The sequence below is a fragment of the Legionella resiliens genome (assembly GCF_021344005.1).
In the GTDB taxonomy this organism is placed as follows: domain Bacteria; phylum Pseudomonadota; class Gammaproteobacteria; order Legionellales; family Legionellaceae; genus Legionella; species Legionella resiliens.
In genome coordinates this window covers 390031-412332 of record NZ_JAJTND010000003.1, presented here as the reverse complement: position 1 = coordinate 412332, position 22302 = coordinate 390031, and the positions used below count along the sequence as shown (strand labels likewise).

The following is a 22302-nucleotide window of genomic DNA, read 5'->3' as shown; positions in this document are numbered from 1 at the left end:
CCTTATTGTTATTCGTTCATAGTTATAGTGTATAACATTACCCGTTATTAGCTATTACTCGTGCAACCTCTGGTGTTATGCCTTCTTGCTCTTTTCGCTTCTTAGCCTCATCCTGAATTTCCCTACCCACTTGGAATTCTTCCTTCATAGTACTCTGCAGACTGCTGCTTACCTTTTCTGTTGTCTTGACTTGCTCTTTTTTCCCCTTGACTTCTGTCTCGAATTGATCAAGATGGTTCTTGACCATGTTCTTGACAGTACCATCTGGATTTACGAAATGCTTCTTATACCAAGAGGTGTCAGAAAATCCTCTGTCTATGCCAGCTGTTTTCTTTCTTTGTGCTTGCGGATTATAGTCAGCATCGCCAGTGACCCTAAAGTCATCGGGCTTAAGCCCCTTCTTTTCACCAACAAGAAGTAATGCAGTATGTAAAAACTTTACTTCGTCATCCTTGCCACGCACACCCTCTACTACTATTTTTTTGTTAAGCGGTAGTTTGACATTTGAAAGGATCTGCGTTGCCATTTTCATATAGAAATCGATTTGTTCATCTGTAATTTCCCCCGCTTTCTTCTTACCCTGGGGATCATTCGTAGGTCGAGGAGACTGGATGACTTCATATTTTCCTGGCATAGCTCGGGTAACATCAGATCCCGTCATCGTTCCAGAAATACCGCCTTTGGGTGATGGATCGTAAGTAAAACGTCCTTCAATGACGACGTTTTCATTCGTCCTAGTACCGCCAGGCCCTGGAACCACAATTGTTACTGGTTTCGATGTATCAAAACAAATCACCTCGTTGGGATCTGGTTTTCCCGTTGCTTTAAAAAGCGACTCTGGATCCTGCCCCGGAAGGACATTAGTGTTTCGAGCTTTTGGTTTGGCGATGATATGTGGATCATCTGGATCTGTATATTTATGCCCCATGTCCAAAGCTTCTTTACGGCCCCGACGAACAATCGTAAGATCTGTAGCTTGATACGTTACTCTTTTAGAGTCCTTAGATGCCTCTTCAACTGCAGGTAATATTTCTTGTGTTATTACCGTATACGCCGTTTGATATTTACCCAAGAGCTTTTTAACTTGGGTTAGTTCAGCTTGAATCTTCAAATCCAACTGATATGCTTCTCTTCTTAAGTCGTTACGAGCTGATACCTCTTTGGCAGTGGAGGGGGGATTCAGCTTAGCAGGAATTGCAGGTCTAAGGGCTTGGAGGTCTTTCTGAGCTTTTTCTAAATAGCTGATGTAATCCAAGCACTTATTTTTTGCAGTCGTGTAGGTATCATGGTCTTCTCTAAGTTTTTCCTGGGATTGCCCTACAAACTCAGGAGCCTTTTTATCGTGACTTGTACTAATTCGGGTAATAACCGCGATCTCACCCAGCTTATCTTGCAGCGCGTCCCTTCTTGCATCAATTTTTAAAAACGCTTTTTCTGCTTCCTGGATATCCTTCTTTTGTTGAGGGGTATCAACAGCATTAACACTACCCGCTTTATCGACTTTGAGTCCTTGTCGTATATTATCAAACTCATCAGAAAGCTGCTCTTTGAGCTTGTCTTTTATAAGTTGCACCTCAGGCACATCTAGAAACTTCTCTAGAGTCGGACTTTCATAAAATTTATTTCGTATATTATCTAGTCCACCTGCATTAGGATCAAATTGAGCTGTTTTTTCTACCTTTAATAAAACATCCAGTAATTTTTCATAACCAGAGTGGGGTGGAGGAACAGGGAGCGCTTTAACTGTATGCAACTTATTATGTAAGAGCAGATTATGATCATGTTGTGTTTTAATTGCATTGGTGATTGCAACAGATGGTCCAAAAGCCGTCCCTGCTGGATTTAAATTAAATGCCGCGTAAAAAGCTTGTTTATTATTATGGGCAGGGGCATCGTCTGCTATTCCGGATTGTGTGAAAAGCACATCAACTATCGCTTTATAATCAGCTATCTGCGCCAAGTCGGTAAGATCATTGCCACGCTTTGCCAATAAAATATCATTGATTGCTTTAACTTTGGCATCGTTCATATCCGTGATAGGTGGGTTATAACCCGCCAAAATTTTTGCTATTTCTGTATTATTTATTTGTTTAAAAAAGGCATTGTTTTTATTTTCAGTAACTATCCCGGCAAGATAATCATCTTTTCCATTAACATCATTTCCCAAATAACTCTTAAGTACTGATTTGGTCTGTGCGTTCAATCTAAAACGTAATTCCTCAGGCTTAAGCTTAATGAGTTCCTCTTGCTTCTTATCAGGTAATGAACTAAATGCCTCGATTAATTTAGGATGCCCTTCTCCAACTAACAATTTAAACACTTCGCGTCGAGCAGGTTGTTTTATCTCTTTCAAATCAGACTCTTGCAGGCAGTCTAAATGCTCATGGGTAAGACCATTACCTATTTTTGCTGCTAACTCTCTTCTAATTTCCTTAATATCTGTTTCTGGTTTGGCAAGCTTTTCAAGAAACGCTTTGTTCGGCGTACCCGTCAATTCCTTTATATAACGTTTTACCAAAGCTGCTTTAAATAAACGGTTTTGCTCTGGATTGTCAACTATAGCTCGATTAAGAATCTCATCTTTGCCAGGAAGGAAATTAGTTCTTATTTGAGTTTTTATATCTCCGAAAGTCGTTTTTTTCAATGCCTCAGCCATATGGGCTACGTTAATAGGAGCAGGAACATCTGGAACTTTTTTTAATTCCTCTTCAACATATCTAACGCATAAACGCTTATGCATGTCTTCGACAAGCGTCTGCACAGTTCCATCAGCCTTCGCCCTATTTATATAATCGTCGGGAGGAGGAGGAGGGAATCTACCTCCCACAGCGTTTCGGAAGTTGTCCACAGTATCATTTAAGAGGACTGATTCCCTCAAAAGATCCTCTGGCTTTTTAAGGCCGTCTTCAAACTTTTGCAGTTCTTCTTTAAATTTAGCTATAGCAGCCTCGTTTTTTAGGGCGGTGATACGAGTTGTTACTGCACGTTCCAAGTCTCCATTCAATCGATCAAATAAGGGTGTTGACTGAACAGGCAGACCTAGTGCCTCCATGGCAGTTTTTAATGACGCTGGATCGTTTTTATGGGTGATTAGAGCTTCTAATTGTGAAAGCTTATCTGATTTTGCATCAGTAACAACTTGTGTCAAAAATTGATTCGCTGCTTGTTGTTTAATTCTTTTAATCGCTATGTCTGGCAAAATATTGATGGAGCTATTCGTATCCGGGGGTTGCACACCGCCTACTAAAGCTGGTTTTACGGAGGGTATCCAACCGTGAGTCCCTGTTATTGCAGGAACTTTTGTTGCCAAATAAGCCCTACATTCTTCTGTGTTATGGGATAAAATTTGTAAGAGGACAGCTTGATCCTTTATTGCGTTTACACCAAATTTTACGCGTTGTTCGGCAGCAGCTAGTTTGATTTTGGCAAGCGAATTATCTGATACGGTAGAACTTAAAAAATCGTCATTTGAAAAAAAAGCTTCTGGTGTCCTTCCTCCCAAAAACTCTGGAGCAATAAGTTGCCACGTTGAGCGTGTATTGGGTTTAATATTAGGGTCTAGTGTCTCCCAAAAAACTCCATGCCGCACTACCGCTTTTCTGAACTCTACTGGGTTACTAATATCAACTGCCAATAGGGCCTCTAATGCTTTATCTCGATTCTCTGCATCTGTACCTGTCATTGCAGCCAATCTGGGATCATTCACAAGATCAAAAAGAATTTTATTCTTAATAGGCATGGTCGCACACTCCGCAAATCATTATGTATCTATTTTAAACTTATTTTATTAAATAAACCTTAAATTTTCATCGCATAAGAACATCCCGCTTGAATAAAGGCAGTAAGATGGACTAACGTTATAACATTAGTATAGCAAGATTAAAGGATTAAGTGATGAAAATCATACTAATTGGCTTATTCTTAACATTAACCCATTTTGCTTATGCCCAAGGGTGTGTCATTGGCGAGATTCCTTCACAACCTCGTTATGTCTGTTTTGACGGCAGAACATTGCAGCTTGCAGAAGACGGCCATTACCGCTGGAACGCGAAAAGAGGCTGTTTTGTCAGTGCAGTCCCCTGCTGCGCATACAAAGCTACCCATTATGCATTTTATCCTAATCCTGCCAAGATTGGCGCCGCGTACGCCCGTTGCCGGCATGATTATCCCTTCCACTTAGGACAAATGCAAACACATTAGCTCATAGGGGTCTGGATAAAAATAAATCGTTCCGGGCTCCGCTACACAGCCCTACCTCTTGCTCACGTTCTCAGCCTACTCCCCGCGGCTTGTCCCTGAAAGATCGTCAAAAACTAAAGCCATATTCTGCCTACGTACCGCGCTTTAGGCGCGGTATCCATAGAAAGTGCGATGGTAGAAAAATATTTGTACAACTTAAGATTTTCTGGATACCGCGCCTAAAGCGCGGCACGTAGGAATTTCTTAAAAATTATTTATAAAACAAAATACTACATCTATATTTTGTGACCGTCTCTGCGAACAAGTCGTGGGCAGGGATGGCTCTTAAGGGATGTTGCAGATTCAGACACAGCACCCAGGTCAGGTCATAGCGCATGAATCAGCCCGCGACTTAATAGAATTTTCCATTTCATCACCACAAGAAAAGAATGAAAAAGAACTGGGTTCCTTAACTTTTCTCTCTTCCAACGCTTTGTTTATCATCGTATGAATTTCCCATTGAGTTGAACTCCAGCCATACAATCCTCGCAGTTGGCGAATAATCCAGAAGCTGCTGCGTAACTGGCGGATGTATTTTACGCCTGCAGATTCTTCTTCGGATGAATATCCATTGATATCGTCTCTTAACCGTTCCAAGCGCTTCGTAAAATCAGGACGCCCTGCGTTCACTTTGATAAACTGCTCAATGCATTCACGTGCCAAATTCTTTTTAAATTTAAGGCAAAATCGATGATCCTCACCGATTTGGGTTAAAATATCCTTAAAAGAGCTGTAGCGCATGCTTGCATTAACTCCTTCCAGATAAGGATTTTTAAAAGTATAGGCGCGGATTATTGGAATGAGATGGGGGTATTTGGTGGTGTCCGCCCCATTTTTTATTAAATGCTTGCTAATTAGCTTTCCATTTTTTTGCACGTCATGTTCATCAGAGCTCCCCGATTGAACCCGTTCCAGTGCAATATCCAAAGGAGTTTTACCTGCAGCGTTTTTTACATTAATAAACTCGCGAAACATGCTGATTGTTTCTTCGTAACGATATTCACCCAGCTTGATTGCTGTATGTAACGGTGTATCACCTTTTTCGAATCCATTGCCATTACATAAATCTCGATATTGGGAAAAAGACTCCTGAAGGTGTTGCCCCAGCGTCTCAGTCAAATTCGGCGGAATGATTTCTCTCAATAAAGCCTGGATTTGCTCTGGATCCAATTCCCGCACATACGTACGAAATTCTTTTATCGAAAACAGTGCTGCCCGCAAACGCGCAAGCCTTGCTACGGTAGTTTGAGTTATTAAAGCGACTTCCGCCCGATCCTGGGCTTTCGTCATATCAGCACAGTCTTCTAATGTCCGCACAATAAGCTCATTCGGAATTAAAATATGCTTAAAAAAAGACTTCCATTTCGCTCGGATAAACTGAGGATTATGGAGTAAGCGGGAAAAAGCATTAATATCGGCATAGTTATGGCATTCTTTATTGTCAAAAGGATTAGAAATATAACCAAATTTTGTTGGCCAATATGAATTCGAGGAATTGGTTAAACACACCAGAGACTTGAGATCATCTTTTATGATATCAAAAGCATGAGCACCATGTAGTAAATGGAAAGGGCGACGGGTAAGAAACCCCATGATGCTGTCTACAAACATCAAATCATGATCAATTTTGAAAAACACGACGTGGGGCTTGCCCTCTCGTTCTACCAGATAAAATCCATAGTTGCCTTTATGTAAATCATCCTCCTCTAATGTATAAGAAGTAGCGAGAATACTGGCTAAGGATTCATAATCAATGGTTAAACGCCCGTCTATCTCCGCTTCGACTAAACGCGCATAAAAGCCCTGAGGCACTTTATCCATAAAGTAAATAGGTATTTGGGTAGGATCAACGTATCGTGCCGGAGGAGCATAGTCACACCCTGTTTCTGGGTCTTTGAAGGTATAAAAAAGCGTGTCTTTGCCTTCCTTGTTTGTTATGACATAGCAAAGATGCTCCACTGCCAAACCATCAATATTACCGTTAGCATCTACTACCAAATTATTAAGAGGCGTTAAATTAGATAATAAAAACAGACGGGCTAATTGACCGAACATCACTTCCAAACGCGAAAGTTCAGCTCGACCATATTTATTTTTCTTATAAATGATTCGATAAGGGGGAGTTCTTTTATCGGGAGGAGTATATACCGCACGGAGATACGTTTCATGGCCCGTTGCATGGGAAGCAGGGCCTAATTCAATATCGTTGATCTGGAGGAATGAAGAAGGCATGAATTATAAAGCGGAATCAAATTGATTCAAATTTTAACACAAAGATCAAAAAAATCAATCTCCTTCTATAGTCAGATTATCATCTTGTGAGTCAAAGTCTGCGCTGCTATTTAACCGAATTTGCAAACCAACATTATTTTTTGAATCAGCATATTTAATAGCATTTTCCTTGGAAATTAATCCACTTCGATATAATTTTAATAAAGCCTGATCAAAAGTTTGCATGCCTTGCTCCGTACTTCGTTCCATGGCTTCTTTAATGTCATCAATTTTTCCTTTTTCAATCAAATCAGAAATATAGGGTGTATTAAGTAACAACTCTACGGCTGCGATGCGTTGCGTATTTAAGCCTGGAATGAGGCGCATTGAAATAATAGCTCGCAAATTAAGCGACAGATCCATCAATATTTGCTTTCGTGCATCTTCAGGGAAAAAATTAATAACCCGGTCCATAGCCTGATTCGCATTATTAGCATGCAGCGTTGAAATACATAAATGTCCAGTTTCTGCATAGGCAATGGCATGTTTCATGGAGTTACGTTCGCGAATCTCACCGATTAGAATCACATCTGGGGCTTCGCGCATTGCATTGATTAATGCATTATCATAGCTCATTGTATCAATGCCCACTTCACGTTGATCCACTATGGATTTTTTATGTTGATGAATAAATTCTATGGGGTCTTCAATTGTTAAAATATGTCCGCTTTGATTTTCATTACGGTAATCAATCATTGCTGCCAAGGTGGTTGACTTTCCTGATCCCGTGGAACCTACTACTAAAACCAGGCCGCGCAACTCCATGACAATCGATTTTAAAAGTGGAGGTAAATTTAATTGCTCAATCGAGGGAATCTTGTTCTGGATATAACGCACAACCATGGAGATATCACCGCGTTGGCGAAATAAGTTAATTCTAAAACGCCCAACCCCGGAAATAGAAAGCCCCATATTAAGTTCCAAAGTAGCCTCAAATTCTTTACGCTGATCATCACTCATTAGCGATAAAGCAATTTCAGCCATTTGCTGTGCTTTGAGCGGAGCATGCCCTACAGGTGAAATAACTCCTTCGATTTTAATATTAGGCGGTGCTCCCACACTAAAAAATAAGTCGGAAGCACCGCGATCTACCATTAATTTAAAAAAAGGAGTTATGTCCATATATCACCTTGCTTTAGCCTCACTGCTACCTATTAAGTTAAGGAAATTATCTTTCTACCTCCCGCGACTTGTTCGCGGGCTCACCACATTGCTCACCATTACTGGATCTGGCGGGCAAGCTCTGAGAGATCCTCACAAATTTTTACCCTACGTACCGCGCTTTAGGCGCGGTATCCAGAGTCTCTTGCCCTTGAAACAGAACTCTGGAGTATCCCAAACATGTTTCTCGATACCGCGCCTAAAGCGCAGTACGCAGGCATTAATTTACAGCCACAACAAATTTACGCAATAATCAAATCACGTAGCCTTCGATTTTCCAATTCATGCTGGCAAGTCTTTAAAAAAGTCGCCTTGGCACTTTTTGCAGCATCGCTCTGCATTGGCATTAAATCAACTACGTCACATAAACGGGTTAAAAATGTTACATATTCTTCTTTAGTATATTCTATTGGCTCCGTTTTTGGTGAACGATTTTCTCCTATGATGCTCTTTTTTTCCAACTCACTTTCCAAACTTGGACGCAGATCAAGCATTTCCTGGAAATAATTTGTGTAATAAGGAGCCATAGCCAAACGCTCTGCGCCATCATCCTTGTTGGGTGTTGCATTCCAGCGTTCCGCCGCTTCTATAAATTGCTTCATATTTTTAGAGTCCAAAAATTGGGCATAACGAACCACGCCGGCTGGAAAATTTTTACCTAAGTGGTTTCTTACTTCTAATTTTTGTTCTTTTAAAAACTCTAAAAACTCTTTTTCAAAACGAACAATACCCTGTGCTTGAGGATGAGTCACCACATCCAAAGCAATAACATGTTCATCTTGGGTACTTGTACTGGTTGTAGACAATCCACCATTAGTTCCTTTCAAATAGCGGACATACACTGCATAAGTTAATGGGTATTCCCCACGCTTTGCCGACGTGTTTACCTGCATTTCAATTTGTCGCAAAATATGTTCCAAATGCTCCCCTGCCTTGTCATCTTTTACAGGGATAAAATAATCTACATCACGGAGTTCTTCAGGGAAAGCGACTTGCGGGTGCGTGATATGGTTTTCAAAATCAACTATAGGTTTTGTTCCACGCGCTTCAATTGATTGAGCAGCAGCAATTAACATAAATTCCGGCAACAAAACCTTTAAGTCCGAATTAACTAGAAAATCCATTATATCCTCACCTAACCGTGCTCCCAGTTCCTGAATAAACGAAGTAATTGTTGGCGCATAAGTAGGCTTACTATTTTGAGTTGGTTTTTCCGTCGTGAAATTCCACATACGCACTTGCCACTGGTGAATGTGTTCACTAAGCTCTGACTTGGAAGAGCTGGGCATTCCCATAACACTCACGTAGTGATTATTCTTTAATATGTCTCCCAATTTTCCTTTCATTTCTTCAGTGTTATGAAATACAGCGATCGTTTCACGTAAATTGTAAGCTTGCACAGCACGCATCTTCACACTAAGAACAACCCCTAAAAAGCCGCTGTGTGCCGCGCGTAACGTTTCAAAATCAGGATGCTCAGGAGTCAATTCACGAATGTTTCCATCCATATCACACACTTTTATTGATTCAATCAAGCCACTAACAGCCGATTCATCACGGCCTGTGCCATGACCACCAGTACCCACTAATCCCACCAGACTTGCCCAACTGAGCATGCTTAGCGTTGTTGAAGAGAGATTATGTTTACGCAAAAATTCTGCATAGTCGTCTACCTGCATTCCTGCGTTTACTTCAACCAGTGATGCAGGAAGCTGATGAATTGGATTGTCTGGATTAAACCATGCCGGTTTCGTATTAAGCGGCCCAAGAACTTTCGCCTTGTGATATTTCTTTTTGAAACGGATAATAATGTCTGTGCCTTCACCTTGAGATGAGGTTCTGCCACCAACTACTTCTGAAAAAGAAAAGCTCCCTTTACCATATTTGTCGTCTTGAACTTTAAACCAGGGAAATAAGCAACAACCTTCAGGTTTCTCTTTATTTTCCCACCCTGCAGTAGCTCTTAAGGTAATTTTATCTTTTGGAGTCCGATTCTCATTCATTCGTTTTACTTCTTTCATGACCCATTGGACCTGCGCTTCATTTTCTACATCAATAACCACGGCGGAGGGATTACGTACATTTCCCATAAAGTTCGACCAACCTTGGGTGTATGAAATTTTGTTGCGAGTTAGCATATCCATAAATGCAAATTTTAGCTCGGCTGGAAAAGTCATCATTGCTCCTATTGTTGATTAACAGCAAAAAGGTAAAGACTTTGTATTATCATGTCATAAAATTTTGAAGCGTTATAACACGACTCAGTGTAGACTGGGTTAAACGAAGTGCAACCGGAAAAGCAGAAAAAACATCCAGGTATATTTCGCTTTATCCAGCTTACAATCAAGAACTACATTTTTTCCAGAACTTCATGCAAATATTTAACTGGCTCGATAACCATTGAAGAATTATGTTGCTTGGGGGCATTGGCAAAAGGCACTATAGCACGCTTAAATCCATGTTTTGCTGCTTCTTTTAGTCGCTCTTGCCCACTTTGTACCGGTCTAATTTCACCAGCAAGACCCACTTCGCCAAAAATAATGGTTTCCCGGTCAAAGATCCGATTGCGTAAGCTGGATACCACAGCAGCTAATAATGCCAAATCGGAACCTGTTTCTGTGACCTTTACACCGCCCACTACATTAATGAAAATATCTTGATCATAAGTAGCAATTCCTCCATGTCGATGTAAGACAGCAAGTAAAATGGCCAAACGATTTGACTCAAGACCAACGGTAACACGTTTGGATTGTTGTCCGTGTGCTTCATCAACCAGTGCTTGTACTTCAACCAACATGGGACGTGATCCTTCCCAGGTCACCATTACCGCACTACCTGAAGTAGGCTCTGGTTGACGCGATAAAAAAATCGCTGAGGGGTTGGCCACTTCTTTTAATCCCTTATCGGTCATGGCAAATACACCCAATTCATTGACTGCACCAAAACGGTTTTTAATGGCACGAATCACTCTAAAACGGCTGTCACTTTGACCTTCAAAATATAAAACACTATCCACCATATGCTCTAAAACCCGTGGCCCAGCCAGGGCGCCCTCTTTCGTTACATGCCCCACCAGAAATACTGCTGTTTGGGTCAGTTTGGCAAAGCGAACTAATTGTGCTGCTGATTCACGTACTTGACTTACTCCCCCCGGAGCAGAACTTATGGTTTCCGTGAAAATAGTTTGAATCGAGTCAATCACTATCACTTTAGGGTTTTCCTTTTGTGCTTGAGCAATAATTGATTCAACTTGTGTCTCAGCTAAAAGTCTTAAACCTGCCAAAGGCAAACCCAGACGTTTGGCTCGCATAGCTACTTGCTGCAAAGATTCCTCTCCCGTTACATATAAAACAGTTTCCTGCATGGAAAGATTAGCCAGAGTCTGCAATAACAAAGTGGACTTACCAATGCCAGGATCCCCTCCAATCAGAACTACAGAACCATACACCAAACCACCGCCAAGTACTCTATTAAGTTCAGATAAACCACAATCCATGCGTAGTTCATTATCCATGACTACATCTTCTACAGCAGTGATTACCGAACGTTGATTCGCCCATGACCCGCTGCGTGAATTACGATTCACTGGCATCCCCTCTTCTGCAATCGAATTCCATGCGCCACAATGGGTGCATTGCCCGGCCCATTGCTTAGAAATTGCGGCACATTGACTGCAGACAAATTGGGTCTTTGTTTTCATTCTTATCCATCCGATTCAGTTTCAATTGAAAGCGTTCTTGCATAACCATGCAAGAGCTCTAATATACACGATTTATCCTATCGATGTATTGAACCATTATTCAAGAAATCAGTTACTTGCCTACTCCATTCCGCCCGGGACTTGTTCACGGGGTTATCCACGTGACATAGAGATAAACGCGGATGAACATTAAAAATTAATTTACTACATTGAATCCTGGGAACAACCCAGTATAATCAGTACATTTTGCACAATCAGGACAAAATCTATGAGCCAAGGTATGCATTTTGAACAGTCAATCACAGAACTAGAAGAAATTGTCAGGCAACTGGAAAAAGGAGAACTCTCTTTAGAAGACTCCCTGAAACAATTTGAAAAAGGAATTAGTCTGGCGAGACAATGTCAGGATGTATTACAAAAGGCAGAACAAAAAATAGAAACTTTAACTTCTGCAGAACCCAGCTCGGATGAATAATTAAGTGATAAGTAACTACATAAAACGGCACGAAGAATTTCTCAAACAAATAATTAATGACTCTTCTGTACCTGCGACAACGATATATTCTGCAATAAATTATTCTCTATTCCCTGGAGGAAAGAGAATCAGACCTATTTTGGTCTATTTAACTGGGAACTTACTTGATCTTGATCTCAAAATTCTGGATGTTATTGCTGCTGCAATCGAATTAACGCATTGTTATTCGTTAATTCATGATGACCTCCCTGCCATGGACAATGATGATCTACGCCGTGGTAAACCCAGTTGTCATAAAGCTTTTGATGAGGCAACAGCAATTTTAGTAGGCGATGGCATGCAGGCCTTGGCCATTGAAGTACTCTTAACCCATCTTTCTCCCTTGCTCCACCCCCAACAAGTCATTGCGATCACTCTTGAGCTTGTTAAAGCAAGCGGTATCAGCGGCATGGTAAGCGGGCAAAGTCTGGATTTGTCTGAATTGGCAAAATCATCTACGAATGAAGAACAGCTAAGAGAAATTCACTACCTTAAAACGGGACGGCTTATTTTAGCGTGCATAGAAATGGTTTTGAATGCCCACTCAGCACCGGAAACATATAAAGAAGCTTTACGAACCTATGCCAGCCATCTAGGTCTGGTTTTTCAAATGCAAGATGATTACTTGGACCGTTATGCTCCTACCGAGGTACTGGGTAAAGGTCGCTCCTCTGATTTGGCAAACCAAAAAATAACGTTTGCGACTCTATTTTCCCCAAAAAAATTGGAAGAAGAGATCAATAAGCATTATCAAATTGCCCTCGACGCATTAGAAATATTTGCTCAAAAAGCACTTCCATTAATTGACTTAACTAAGAAATTACAAAAACGTAGCCAATTGACTGGCTAGATCGGTAGCCTGGTGAAGCGAAGCAGAGCCCGGGCTACAATTAAAGAATGCTTAGCCCGCCTCCAATCCCTACTTGAAAAGGAGAAGCCTGTGTCAACTGCAATTGTATGGTTTCGTCAGGACTTGCGTTGTGGTGATAATCCTGCCCTATTTACAGCGTGCAAAACGCATCCATCCATTATCCCCCTTTATATTTTGGAAAATCCCGGCGAATTGCTTGGTGGTGCTCAGGGTTGGTGGCTCCATCATAGTCTATCTTGCTTGCAAAAAACACTGAAAAAACACGGCCTGGATCTGCTCCTTAAAAAAGGAGAACCATTACCGATTTTAAAAAAAATCATCGAATATTATGAAATTACCGAAATTTATTGGAATCGCTGTTATGAACCGGCGAGTATTGAGCGTGATAAACACATTACTAAAGAGTTGAGCAGCCTAGGAATAAAAGTAAACTCCTTCAACGGGAGCTTGTTAAACGAACCATGGACAATCAAAAATAAAAGCGGTGAGTACTTTAAAGTGTTTACCCCGTTTTGGAAACAGTGCTTACAGCACATGGAAATACCTAATGCACTGACTATTCATAATTGGCCTGATAGTCCTACAGTTACTTCAGAACCTATTGCAGAGTGGAGCCTTTTACCTGAAAAACCTAATTGGGCCAAAAGATTTCCTGAGTTTTGGGAACCTGGTGAAATCGGGGCACTGAAAAAACTGGATTTTTTTGTTCAACATCATCTACAAAACTATAAAGCATGCCGTGATAAACCAAGTAAAATAGCTACCTCTCGGCTGTCGCCCCATTTACATTTCGGTGAAATTAGTCCCTGGCAAATATGGCGTGCAATCGAACAGTTCCAAGTGCAACCAAACGGCAATATGAGCTCGTCAGAATGTTTCCTCGCTGAATTAGGGTGGCGGGAATTTTCTTACTATCAGCTTTATCACGTTCCGGATTTACCCTATAGAAATTTTCGCCAGGAATTCGATGCTTTTTCATGGCAAAAAGACCATGAAACGCTCAAAAAGTGGCAAAAAGGTCTAACGGGTTTTCCCATTGTGGATGCTGGAATGCGTGAATTATGGGAAACTGGCTACATGCACAATAGAGTACGGATGATTGCTGCTTCATTTCTAATTAAAGATTTATTAATTGACTGGCGAGAAGGAGCAAAATGGTTCTGGTATACACTTCTTGATGCCGATTTGGCAAATAATTCCGCTGGTTGGCAATGGGTAGCCGGCACTGGGGTAGACTCCGCTCCATACTTTCGCATTTTTAATCCCGTGCTCCAGGGAGAAAAATTTGATCCTCTAGGTAAATATGTTAAAACATGGGTACCCGAATTGGCGCAAGTACCTAATGAGTGGATTCATAAGCCTTGGGAAGCTCCAGCAAATGCTTTGCCTATTACCTTAGGAGCAGAATATTCTTTCCCATTAGTCGATCATAATCTGGCACGGAAAAGGGCTTTGCAATATTATGCGGCAATTAAAAAATGAATGGACTAACTTCGACGTCTTATTATCTGCGAAACAGGGATCATTGTTTCTATCCCAAGCTCGGTTTTTCTTTGCTCGCCTTTCCAGGCATGTCCGTAAACCACTTCATATGTCAACGGATATTTCCCCTTCTCGGTTTGCAGGGCAGAGTAGTTTTGCTCAAATTGTCGCCAAGCCATTTTCCCAGTTAATCCTTGGTTTCTTTGAGGATTAATATTTTTTACTCCTTGGGCTTTTAAAGCATGTAATAACTTGGGTAGGGTTTCATAATGCACGGCCAATAATTCCATATCCATTACCGGCTCTAAAAAATGTTCTGACATCAAGCAATCACCGATATCATGCATGTCAGCAAATTCATTGACATGGGCATAATGATTTACCTCAGACCAAGCATACTTTAATTCTTTAAATGTATCCGGGCCCAAAGTAGTAAACATCAAACAACCATTCGCTTGCATGACACGATTCAACTCACGAAAAACTGGCGTCAAAAGACCGCCCCAATGAATCACTTGATTGGCAAAAACTAAATCAAACGTACCTGTAGCAAAAGGCATTTGCCGCATATCTGCAGCCACTAAAGACCACTTTCGTCGCCAACTTTGCTTTTTTTGTGCCTGCATCAACATGAACTGAGCCAAATCCAAACCAACAACCTGTGCCTTTGGATACATCTGCGTCAATTCATAAGAAAATAAACCTGGGCCGCATCCAAGGTCAAGAATGCGTTGTGGCTTCATACTCAAATACTGCAATCGATCCAATAACCGCAATCCAATCTCTTTTTGTACCTTGGCAGCAAATTCATATTCAGTGGCATGTTGATTAAATGCCTTGCTAATTTCGTAGATAACAGCCATTATAAAACCAGGAAAAATTAAAGGAATCCAACACGCGTGCGCCAGAAAATATGGAGTTTAACACAAAGTTTACGCTTGTACTCAATATGTGTTTTATGCAATCAGTTTCATCACAGCAAAATGGCAGTATGCACCTCGTGTATTGAGTTCATGACCCGCTTAGGTCCCGCCTGCCACTACTGCGCATATCCTTTGCCCGATATTCATCTGTTAGTCTGTGGGCGTTGTATTAAAAAAACACCTTATTTTGATCGCGCACTCATTAATTACGTCTTTGAAGAGCCTCTACGCAATCTTTTGCATCAATTTAAATACCGCAATGGTCTTTATCTAGGATCTTTTTTAAGTCAATTAATGGTTCACTCACTGCCAAAGGATGAAGTTATGCCTCAATGTTTAATCCCCGTCCCTATGCATCCACAACGCATTAAGTCGCGCGGATTTAACCAAGCAGCAGTTTTAGTTCGATTACTCGCAAAAAAATTACAGTTACCTTACGACTTAACCAGTTGTCAAAAAATCCTTAATACGGAGCCCCAAGCAAGTCTTGACGGCGAACAAAGACAAAAAAATTTACGTCATGCATTTAACGTCAAAAAAATTCCCTGGCACCATGTAGCAATTGTTGATGATCTCTTAACTACGGGCAGCACAGCCAATGAGCTGGCATTCACTTTAAAGAAATCGGGGGTAAAAAAAGTAGATGTATGGTGTTGCGCCCGAGCCGTGGGTAAATTATAAATTGTAGCCTGGGTGATGCGCAGCGGAACCCAGGTTATGGGTGTGTGCTTCACCCAGGCTACGATTTTATTGTTAAGGCATCTCGAGCTTTTGGGTGAGTTCGGATTCGTCAATGTTACAGTATTCCAACATCATAGAAATATCAATGCCATAAGGAGTAATCTGGTGATTCACGCCTTGAACAGTCAAAGTTCCATATCCATGCCCAAGAGATTTATAGGTTATCTCATTCTGATCTGCAAAAGATTGGATTGCTTCTTCAGCTGCCCCTAAACTGCCTTCAAAATGACCTTTATTGATATTTAATTGAGTATTTTTAATCTTAATGTGGATCATATTTTTTTCTACTGGTTTCTTTTCTTCTTTTGAAAAGAATTGAGCATAACCTTGTCCTTGTCGCGCGGTTCGCCCTTGTAGTTGCTCTAGTTTTCGATACATAATTTGTCCCTTTTTTGCATAAACTGCGCGCGATTGTAATTACTTTTCAAGCGTTAAGCAAATCCGTATTGAAACAAAAGTAAATCATCCTAAATTTAGAAAGGCCTGTTTTCATTTCGCTAAATTGAGTCAAAATGTCTAAGTGATTTGTGAGTTTTCCTTACCAAAGAACTAACTATCTCTCAGACCATTTTAGTCAAGACAGTAGAAAGCCTAGATTCGTTGCAGATCATTCATTAATAAGTGAACCAAGAGCACACAAAACACAATAACTACCAACCGATGCAATAAAAGCTCCATGGGAACAGATACTGCTTTGCCGCGGACTTTTTCAATAATTGCATAAACTATGGAACCTCCATCCAATCCTGGAATAGGAAACAGGTTAATCACGGCAACAGCCAGACTTAAGGTGGCTATAAAAAATAGAAAAACAACTACCCCTTGTGTAAGTGAAGCCACGGAAGCGGCAAAAATGCCTATAGGACCTAACAAGGCTGAAAAAGGGATTACTCCAGTAAATAATTGTTTCAAGATCATCAGGAAAAAATAAACCATATTGGCCATAAATTCATTTGTTTTCTGGATTGCATCCATAAAAGATGAAGCCTGCAGGGTACTTTTTGCCGCAGATAAATTAGGTTTAATCCCCAATTGGGTCAATAACGATCCTTTTACTCCATGAAATTGCTCATGGCTTAAATCAAGCGTTGCTTTTGCCTCTTTGCCATCGGGACGAATAAGTGTAACCGGAATATCTTTCTTTCCCCAAAGAATAACTAACCGCATGCCTACATCATTCCATGTTGGAATCGCTGAACCATTCATAGAGATGAATTTATCACCAGGAAGCATTCCCGCCTGGGAAGCGGCGCTATTAGGAAGCACTTCCTTGATTTCTGGTAACGTGTATCTAAGACCTATGCTGTACACCAAAACCAAAGCAACCCAAGCAACAATTAGATTTGCAACAGCCCCGGCCAATAAAATACAAATGCGTTGCCAAATAGGTTTTTTATCAAAGCATCCGGAGTATTGTGCAGGCTTTACTGGACTAATCCGTGTATTTTCTAATTGAACGTAGCCCCCTAAAGGAAAAAATGCCCAAACCCATTCACAACCGCTTGGACTTTGCCAGCGCAACAGCGGCTTGCCAAAACCTATGGAAATTTTTTTGATTTTTACTCCAAAAATGCGCGCTGCTATTGCATGTCCGCTCTCATGGATCCCCACTACCAAAATCAATGTAAGAATTATGGCGATAATTGCCAAAAACATAAGCTACTCCTTCACCGGGGCCGCGTGTTATCAACGATCAATTGCAATAAGGGTGTTCCTTTCTTACCATTCAATTCATAACCTTGACGATACACTTCAAAAACCCGATACGCCTGATTCGATTCACTATCAACTAACTCGACATCATCACCTTGCTCATCAATTAACGTCACTGTTAAATGAATTTCTCGAAATCCAGCGATATGATATCGTTCTTTAAATAATTCTAATACACGCGCCAAACTTTGTGCTGCTTCTTCGCCGCTATGCTCACCTTGCAGGATTATATCCATGACGATCTCCCCATAACTTGGGATTTTGTATAAAACCCTCTACTATTGTTAGCGGCCGAATAAAATTGTACTTTAATTTTACAATTATTTTTTTTGAAGTCTAAGTAGAGTCAAAGTGATAATTTGGCTTCTGCTGTTTATTTATTAGATTATAGAATCATTTTTCTTGAATCAGAATAAAGAAATAAGACTGCTTGCACTACAAATTTAATGACTAATCGTTTACAATCCCACGATTAACTCAATAATTCATATTCAAATAATTTATATTTTATGGTGTTTGTTGCTTGCGGATTGAATCACAAAACTGCTCCAATAAACGTGCGTGAAAAAGTCGCCTTATCTCCGGCTACCCAGGATTCCTTGATCCATAGCCTGTTAACTCTGCCAGAAGTGAATGAAGCTGCTATTTTGTCTACCTGTAATCGCACAGAAATTTATTGTGATGCTCACGATTCTCAGGTCATTGCACATTGGCTTACTAGAGAACATCAATTACCATTGGACTCATTGTCCCCATTTTTTTATGTTCATAAAGGCAACCAGGGAATCAAACATCTTTTACGTGTTGCCAGCGGTTTAGATTCCATGATGATTGGTGAACCTCAAATTCTTGGGCAAATGAAACAGGCGTACCAACATGCATGCAACCTTGGTGCAATAAAAACTCAATTACGTCCAATTTTTGAATATGTTTTCAGTGCTTCAAAACGGGTGCGCAACCAAAGTGGTGTTGGTTCAAATCCCGTTTCAATTGCCTATGCAGCAGTCCAATTAATAAGCCAACTTTTTACCGACTACAAATCGTTAAATGTTTTCCTCATTGGTTCCGGGGAAACCGCTTCTTTGGTTGCAAAATACTTGCGCCAGCAAGGTGTTGAACGCTTTATGATAGCAAGCAGAACACTGGAAAATGCGGAGAAACTTGCCAGTTCGTTTAATGGGCAAACCATTCCAATTACTGACATTGCCGAATATTTACCTCAAGCAGACGTCATTGTTTCTGCTACAAATTGTCCTATCCATTTTATTAATAAAAGCCTTGTCGAACAGGCATTAAATCAAAGACATCATAATCCAATGTTCTTTTTGGATTTATCTGTTCCTCGAGATGTAGAAGAAAACATTAAGGAATTAGGAAAAATACAACTTTATAACATTGATGATTTGCAAACCATGATCGATAAAGGTATGGAAGAAAGACGCTATGCTGCATTACATGCAGAACAATTAATCGATGAAGAACTGAATAAATACATTCGCAAGCATCGCTCGCTTAAAGCGAAGAAAGTCATTTGCGATTACCGCAGCCAAATGCAAGACCTGGCGCAAAAAGAATTACAACGAGCCTTGAAAAAACTTTCTGCCGGTCAATGCCAGCAGATCGTTTTAAATGAATTTAGTGAACGCCTGGTCAATAAACTCACACATAATCCTACTGCTGGTTTAAGGCAAATCGCTAAAGATGGCCGAGAAGATTTATTTACCTTGGCACAATATCTTTTTAATACAACAACACATCAATCATCCTATGAAGAAATCTCTTGAACTCAAACTGCAGCAAATGCTTGAGCGATATCAGGAAGTTGGTCGCTTATTATCTGAAGCATCGGTTATTGCCGATCAAAATCAGTTTAAGACTCTTTCCAAAGAATACGCACAACTGGAGCCTGTAGCAACATGCTATGAAACCTATATCGAAGCCAAAAATAATTTGTCTTCACTGCAGGAGCTACTCGAAAGTGAGGACCCGGAGCTGGCGTCAATGGCTGCAGAAGAATTGGAAGTTGCGCAACAAGAAGTAGAAGAACTTGACGAACAATTACAGTGGCATTTGATTCCTAAAGATCCGGATGATGAGCGTAATATTTATCTTGAAGTCAGAGCAGGAACAGGAGGCGATGAAGCCGCAATTTTTGCCGGAGATCTTTATCGCATGTACAGTCGATATGCAGAAGATCAGGGCTGGCAGCAAGAGTTAATTAGTGCAAGTCATGGCGAGCATGGTGGATATAAAGAAATTATCGTGCGCATTAGCGGTAACGCAGTTTATTCACAACTTAAATTTGAATCGGGTGCTCATCGCGTACAACGTGTTCCTGAAACTGAATCTCAAGGACGTGTCCATACTTCTGCATGTACGGTAGCGATTATGCCAGAGGTGGATGAAATTGATGATATTCAAATTAATCCTGATGATTTGCGAATCGATACGTACCGTTCTTCAGGCGCTGGAGGGCAGCACGTTAACAAAACAGACTCAGCCATACGCATCACGCATATTCCAACTGGCGTTGTAGTGGAATGTCAAGATGAACGTTCACAACATAAAAACCGTGCCAAAGCCATGTCTTTACTTAAAACACGCTTGCTGGATGCAGAACAAAGCAAGCAGAAAAAAGAACAAGCACAAACACGTAAGTCACTGGTAGGTTCTGGTGATCGTTCTGAACGAATTCGTACTTATAATTACCCACAAGGACGACTCACGGATCATCGGATTAATTTGACAATCTATCAACTTGCCGATGTGATGGAAGGCAATTTGTCCTTGGTAATTGAACCCTTAAAACGTGAATATCATGCAGAGTTGCTCGCAGAGCTAGGACGAAATGATTAGTATTCGTGAAGCTCTGGGAAAAAACCCGGATCGGGAAACAGAAATTTTACTCTGCTACACTTTACACAAAACCAGGGCTTATCTCTTTGCACATCCTGAAGCTTTATTAACTTCAAAACAATGGGAAACCTTTCAACATTTGATGTCACGAAGAGCTCAAGGGGTTCCCATTGCCTATCTCATCGGTGAGCGTGAATTTTGGTCACTTACTTTAAAAGTCAATGAACATACTTTAATTCCACGCCATGAAACAGAACGAATAGTCGAACTCGCCCTGGAACTTATCCCCAATCAACCGGATATGTACATATTGGAATTAGGTACAGGAAGCGGAGCCATCGCCTTAGCACTTGCTAAAGAAAGACCGCACTGGCACATTATTGCTGGTGATATCAGCCAAGAAGCCTTAAATATTGCTAAAGAAAACGCGCAAAACCATAGGATAAAGAATGTAAGCTTTTATCAATCCAATTGGTTTAGTAACATTCCACACCGGCAATACCATGCTCTTGTTGCTAATCCGCCATATATTTCAGAATACGATCCCCATTTACACCAAGGTGATTTGCGTTTTGAACCACGAAATGCTTTGGTGAGTAGTCAAGAAGGCTTAGCTGATCTACAATGTATTATTAAACAAGGTTATGAGCACCTTCTACCTGGCGGCCTGATCTTGCTAGAACATGGTTATAATCAAAAATTAAAAGTACAGACTATACTTAATAAGTTACAGTATAAAAACGTACAGTGTTGGCAAGACATTCAGGGAAATGACAGAGTAAGTGGGGGTTGGCGATAAATTTATTGATGATACAATGGTTTTTTGGTATACCTATCCGCTTTCTGTAAACCCAGGTTGTACACGAGTTGGGGACGGGAGCTAAAATGACCGAACAATTAATTGATAAAACCAATGAGAGACGACACAACGTGAAAAACGACGCAATAGGTAGTATGGGAATCACCCCTTACAAGGAAGCCCCAGGGGAAGAATATATGAATGAAAAGCAGTTAGCACATATTGAAAAAATATTGCTAGCTTGGCGTCAATCATTGATGGAAGAAGTCGATCGAACTGTGACGCACATGAAAGATGAAGCGGCTAATTTTCCAGATCCCTCAGATAGAGCCAGTCAAGAGGAAGAATTCAGTATTGAATTACGTACTCGTGATCGTGAGCGTAAACTAATTAAGAAAATTGAGGATGCCTTAGAACGTTTGCGAAATGAAGATTTCGGCTATTGCGAAGCCTGTGGTATCGAAATCGGCCTCAAACGTTTGGAAGCAAGACCTACTGCGACTTTGTGTATTGATTGCAAGACTTTGTCCGAGATCAAAGAAAAACAAAATCAAGGTTCCTAGTAAAAATTTCAGTTATACCTAAAAAAACGGTCATCCCTGCATAGACAGAAATGATCGAGTAGGTTGGGTCGTTTCGACCCAACAAGTACATTCCACAATCACTCATTGCATTGATAATTTTAAAATCTCGACGCCTCTAATTTAAACCTGTGTTTCAATTGTAGGGTCAAAATGACCTGAGGGATCGTCAGTTTTTTGATAAGAAACATCCACTAATTTTTTCGCCTACCTACCGCGCTTTATGCCTGAACGATCGTCAGTTTTTTAAATTTATCATGTACCACTTAAGTTTCTCTACGTACTGCTTTAAATTTCTCTACGTACTGCTTTCCTACGTAGCGCGCTTTATGCGCGGTATCCAGAACGATATTTTAAGATGCCGCTGAGCATTTCTAGAGCAAGATCCCCTGGTACGTAGACGAAGAAATTAAGCGCGGTACATAATAGAAGGTAATATAAAGTAGCGGCA

18 protein-coding genes are annotated in these 22302 nt (G+C 40.7%); 9 read left to right on the top strand and 9 right to left on the bottom strand.

What is annotated here, in order from left to right:
- Positions 1-37 precede the first annotated feature (37 nt).
- A complete protein-coding gene (locus LXO92_RS05415; RefSeq protein ID WP_232890524.1) occupies positions 38-3739 on the bottom strand; it encodes a V-type ATP synthase subunit E family protein in 3702 nt (1233 codons plus the stop codon).
- Positions 3740-3894: 155 nt separating this feature from the next.
- Between LXO92_RS05415 and LXO92_RS05410 the strand changes: the two genes are divergently transcribed.
- On the top strand, positions 3895-4200 hold the full coding sequence (locus tag LXO92_RS05410; RefSeq protein WP_232890523.1) for a hypothetical protein: 306 nt from the start codon (positions 3895-3897) through the stop codon (positions 4198-4200).
- Positions 4201-4560: 360 nt separating this feature from the next.
- On the opposite strand, the gene ankK is transcribed toward LXO92_RS05410, so the two are convergent.
- The 4 genes from ankK to radA form a co-directional block, all read right to left on the bottom strand.
- Positions 4561-6471: a Dot/Icm T4SS effector AnkK/LegA5 gene (gene ankK, locus LXO92_RS05405; RefSeq protein ID WP_182351721.1), complete on the bottom strand. Its 1911-nt coding sequence runs from the start codon at positions 6469-6471 to the stop codon at positions 4561-4563.
- 54 nt (positions 6472-6525) lie between these two features.
- Positions 6526-7632, bottom strand: a complete 1107-nt coding sequence (locus tag LXO92_RS05400) for a PilT/PilU family type 4a pilus ATPase (protein ID WP_182351720.1) — start codon at positions 7630-7632, stop codon at positions 6526-6528.
- 281 nt (positions 7633-7913) lie between these two features.
- Positions 7914-9848 (bottom strand): FAD-binding oxidoreductase, encoded by a 1935-nt coding sequence (locus tag LXO92_RS05395; protein ID WP_182352743.1) that lies wholly within the window; start codon positions 9846-9848, stop codon positions 7914-7916.
- A gap of 173 nt (positions 9849-10021) precedes the next feature.
- Entirely contained in the window at positions 10022-11371 is a 1350-nt protein-coding gene (radA, locus tag LXO92_RS05390; RefSeq protein WP_182351719.1) for a DNA repair protein RadA, read from the bottom strand.
- Between the two features lie 268 nt (positions 11372-11639).
- Here radA and LXO92_RS05385 point away from each other — a divergent pair, with 268 nt between their 5' ends.
- From LXO92_RS05385 to LXO92_RS05375, 3 genes are all read left to right on the top strand, one after another.
- On the top strand, positions 11640-11846 hold the full coding sequence (locus tag LXO92_RS05385; protein ID WP_182351718.1) for an exodeoxyribonuclease VII small subunit: 207 nt from the start codon (positions 11640-11642) through the stop codon (positions 11844-11846).
- A 4-nt stretch (positions 11847-11850) separates the two neighbouring features.
- Positions 11851-12735 (top strand): polyprenyl synthetase family protein, encoded by an 885-nt coding sequence (locus tag LXO92_RS05380; protein WP_182351717.1) that lies wholly within the window; start codon positions 11851-11853, stop codon positions 12733-12735.
- Between the two features lie 90 nt (positions 12736-12825).
- Positions 12826-14238, top strand: coding sequence for a cryptochrome/photolyase family protein (locus LXO92_RS05375; RefSeq protein ID WP_232890521.1), 1413 nt, complete (start codon positions 12826-12828; stop codon positions 14236-14238).
- A 5-nt stretch (positions 14239-14243) separates the two neighbouring features.
- Here LXO92_RS05375 and bioC read toward each other — a convergent pair whose 3' ends face one another.
- Complete coding sequence (bioC, locus tag LXO92_RS05370; protein WP_232890520.1) at positions 14244-15101, bottom strand: malonyl-ACP O-methyltransferase BioC; 858 nt, start codon at positions 15099-15101, stop codon at positions 14244-14246.
- 36 nt (positions 15102-15137) lie between these two features.
- On the opposite strand from bioC, the gene LXO92_RS05365 reads away from it, so the two are divergent.
- Positions 15138-15842: a ComF family protein gene (locus tag LXO92_RS05365; protein ID WP_425600743.1), complete on the top strand. Its 705-nt coding sequence runs from the start codon at positions 15138-15140 to the stop codon at positions 15840-15842.
- 72 nt (positions 15843-15914) lie between these two features.
- On the opposite strand, the gene LXO92_RS05360 is transcribed toward LXO92_RS05365, so the two are convergent.
- The 3 genes from LXO92_RS05360 to LXO92_RS05350 all read right to left on the bottom strand — a co-directional run bounded on the left by LXO92_RS05360 (position 15915) and on the right by LXO92_RS05350 (position 17851).
- Complete coding sequence (locus LXO92_RS05360) at positions 15915-16280, bottom strand: hypothetical protein (RefSeq protein WP_232890519.1); 366 nt, start codon at positions 16278-16280, stop codon at positions 15915-15917.
- 213 nt (positions 16281-16493) lie between these two features.
- On the bottom strand, positions 16494-17558 hold the full coding sequence (locus LXO92_RS05355) for a M50 family metallopeptidase (RefSeq protein ID WP_182351713.1): 1065 nt from the start codon (positions 17556-17558) through the stop codon (positions 16494-16496).
- Positions 17559-17569: 11 nt separating this feature from the next.
- Complete coding sequence (locus tag LXO92_RS05350; RefSeq protein ID WP_182351712.1) at positions 17570-17851, bottom strand: hypothetical protein; 282 nt, start codon at positions 17849-17851, stop codon at positions 17570-17572.
- A gap of 273 nt (positions 17852-18124) precedes the next feature.
- Here LXO92_RS05350 and hemA point away from each other — a divergent pair, with 273 nt between their 5' ends.
- From hemA to dksA, 4 genes are all read left to right on the top strand, one after another.
- Positions 18125-19399 carry a glutamyl-tRNA reductase gene (hemA, locus tag LXO92_RS05345; protein WP_232890518.1) on the top strand — a complete coding sequence of 425 codons (1275 nt, stop codon included), beginning with the start codon at positions 18125-18127 and terminating at the stop codon, positions 19397-19399.
- Positions 19383-20471 (top strand): peptide chain release factor 1, encoded by a 1089-nt coding sequence (prfA, locus tag LXO92_RS05340; RefSeq protein ID WP_182351710.1) that lies wholly within the window; start codon positions 19383-19385, stop codon positions 20469-20471. Before hemA ends, prfA begins: the two co-directional genes overlap by 17 nt.
- Complete coding sequence (gene prmC / locus LXO92_RS05335) at positions 20464-21270, top strand: peptide chain release factor N(5)-glutamine methyltransferase (RefSeq protein ID WP_232890517.1); 807 nt, start codon at positions 20464-20466, stop codon at positions 21268-21270. The genes prfA and prmC overlap by 8 nt, the downstream gene beginning before the upstream one ends.
- Positions 21271-21356: 86 nt before the next feature.
- Positions 21357-21833 (top strand): RNA polymerase-binding protein DksA, encoded by a 477-nt coding sequence (gene dksA / locus LXO92_RS05330; RefSeq protein WP_031562609.1) that lies wholly within the window; start codon positions 21357-21359, stop codon positions 21831-21833.
- Positions 21834-22302: the final 469 nt, after the last annotated feature.

Bases quoted from the DNA above. Each gene is read 5' to 3' on its own strand.
- LXO92_RS05415 (WP_232890524.1), bottom strand. From the start codon at position 3,739: ATGCCTATTAAGAATAAAATTCTTTTTGATCTTGTGAATGATCCCAGA.
- LXO92_RS05410 (WP_232890523.1), top strand. From the start codon at position 3,895: ATGAAAATCATACTAATTGGCTTATTCTTAACATTAACCCATTTTGCT.
- ankK (WP_182351721.1), bottom strand. From the start codon at position 6,471: ATGCCTTCTTCATTCCTCCAGATCAACGATATTGAATTAGGCCCTGCT.
- LXO92_RS05400 (WP_182351720.1), bottom strand. From the start codon at position 7,632: ATGGACATAACTCCTTTTTTTAAATTAATGGTAGATCGCGGTGCTTCC.
- LXO92_RS05395 (WP_182352743.1), bottom strand. From the start codon at position 9,848: ATGACTTTTCCAGCCGAGCTAAAATTTGCATTTATGGATATGCTAACT.
- radA (WP_182351719.1), bottom strand. From the start codon at position 11,371: ATGAAAACAAAGACCCAATTTGTCTGCAGTCAATGTGCCGCAATTTCT.
- LXO92_RS05385 (WP_182351718.1), top strand. From the start codon at position 11,640: ATGAGCCAAGGTATGCATTTTGAACAGTCAATCACAGAACTAGAAGAA.
- bioC (WP_232890520.1), bottom strand. From the start codon at position 15,101: ATGGCTGTTATCTACGAAATTAGCAAGGCATTTAATCAACATGCCACT.
- LXO92_RS05360 (WP_232890519.1), bottom strand. From the start codon at position 16,280: ATGTATCGAAAACTAGAGCAACTACAAGGGCGAACCGCGCGACAAGGA.
- LXO92_RS05355 (WP_182351713.1), bottom strand. From the start codon at position 17,558: ATGTTTTTGGCAATTATCGCCATAATTCTTACATTGATTTTGGTAGTG.
- LXO92_RS05350 (WP_182351712.1), bottom strand. From the start codon at position 17,851: ATGGATATAATCCTGCAAGGTGAGCATAGCGGCGAAGAAGCAGCACAA.
- hemA (WP_232890518.1), top strand. From the start codon at position 18,125: ATGGTGTTTGTTGCTTGCGGATTGAATCACAAAACTGCTCCAATAAAC.
- prfA (WP_182351710.1), top strand. From the start codon at position 19,383: ATGAAGAAATCTCTTGAACTCAAACTGCAGCAAATGCTTGAGCGATAT.
- prmC (WP_232890517.1), top strand. From the start codon at position 20,464: ATGATTAGTATTCGTGAAGCTCTGGGAAAAAACCCGGATCGGGAAACA.
- dksA (WP_031562609.1), top strand. From the start codon at position 21,357: ATGACCGAACAATTAATTGATAAAACCAATGAGAGACGACACAACGTG.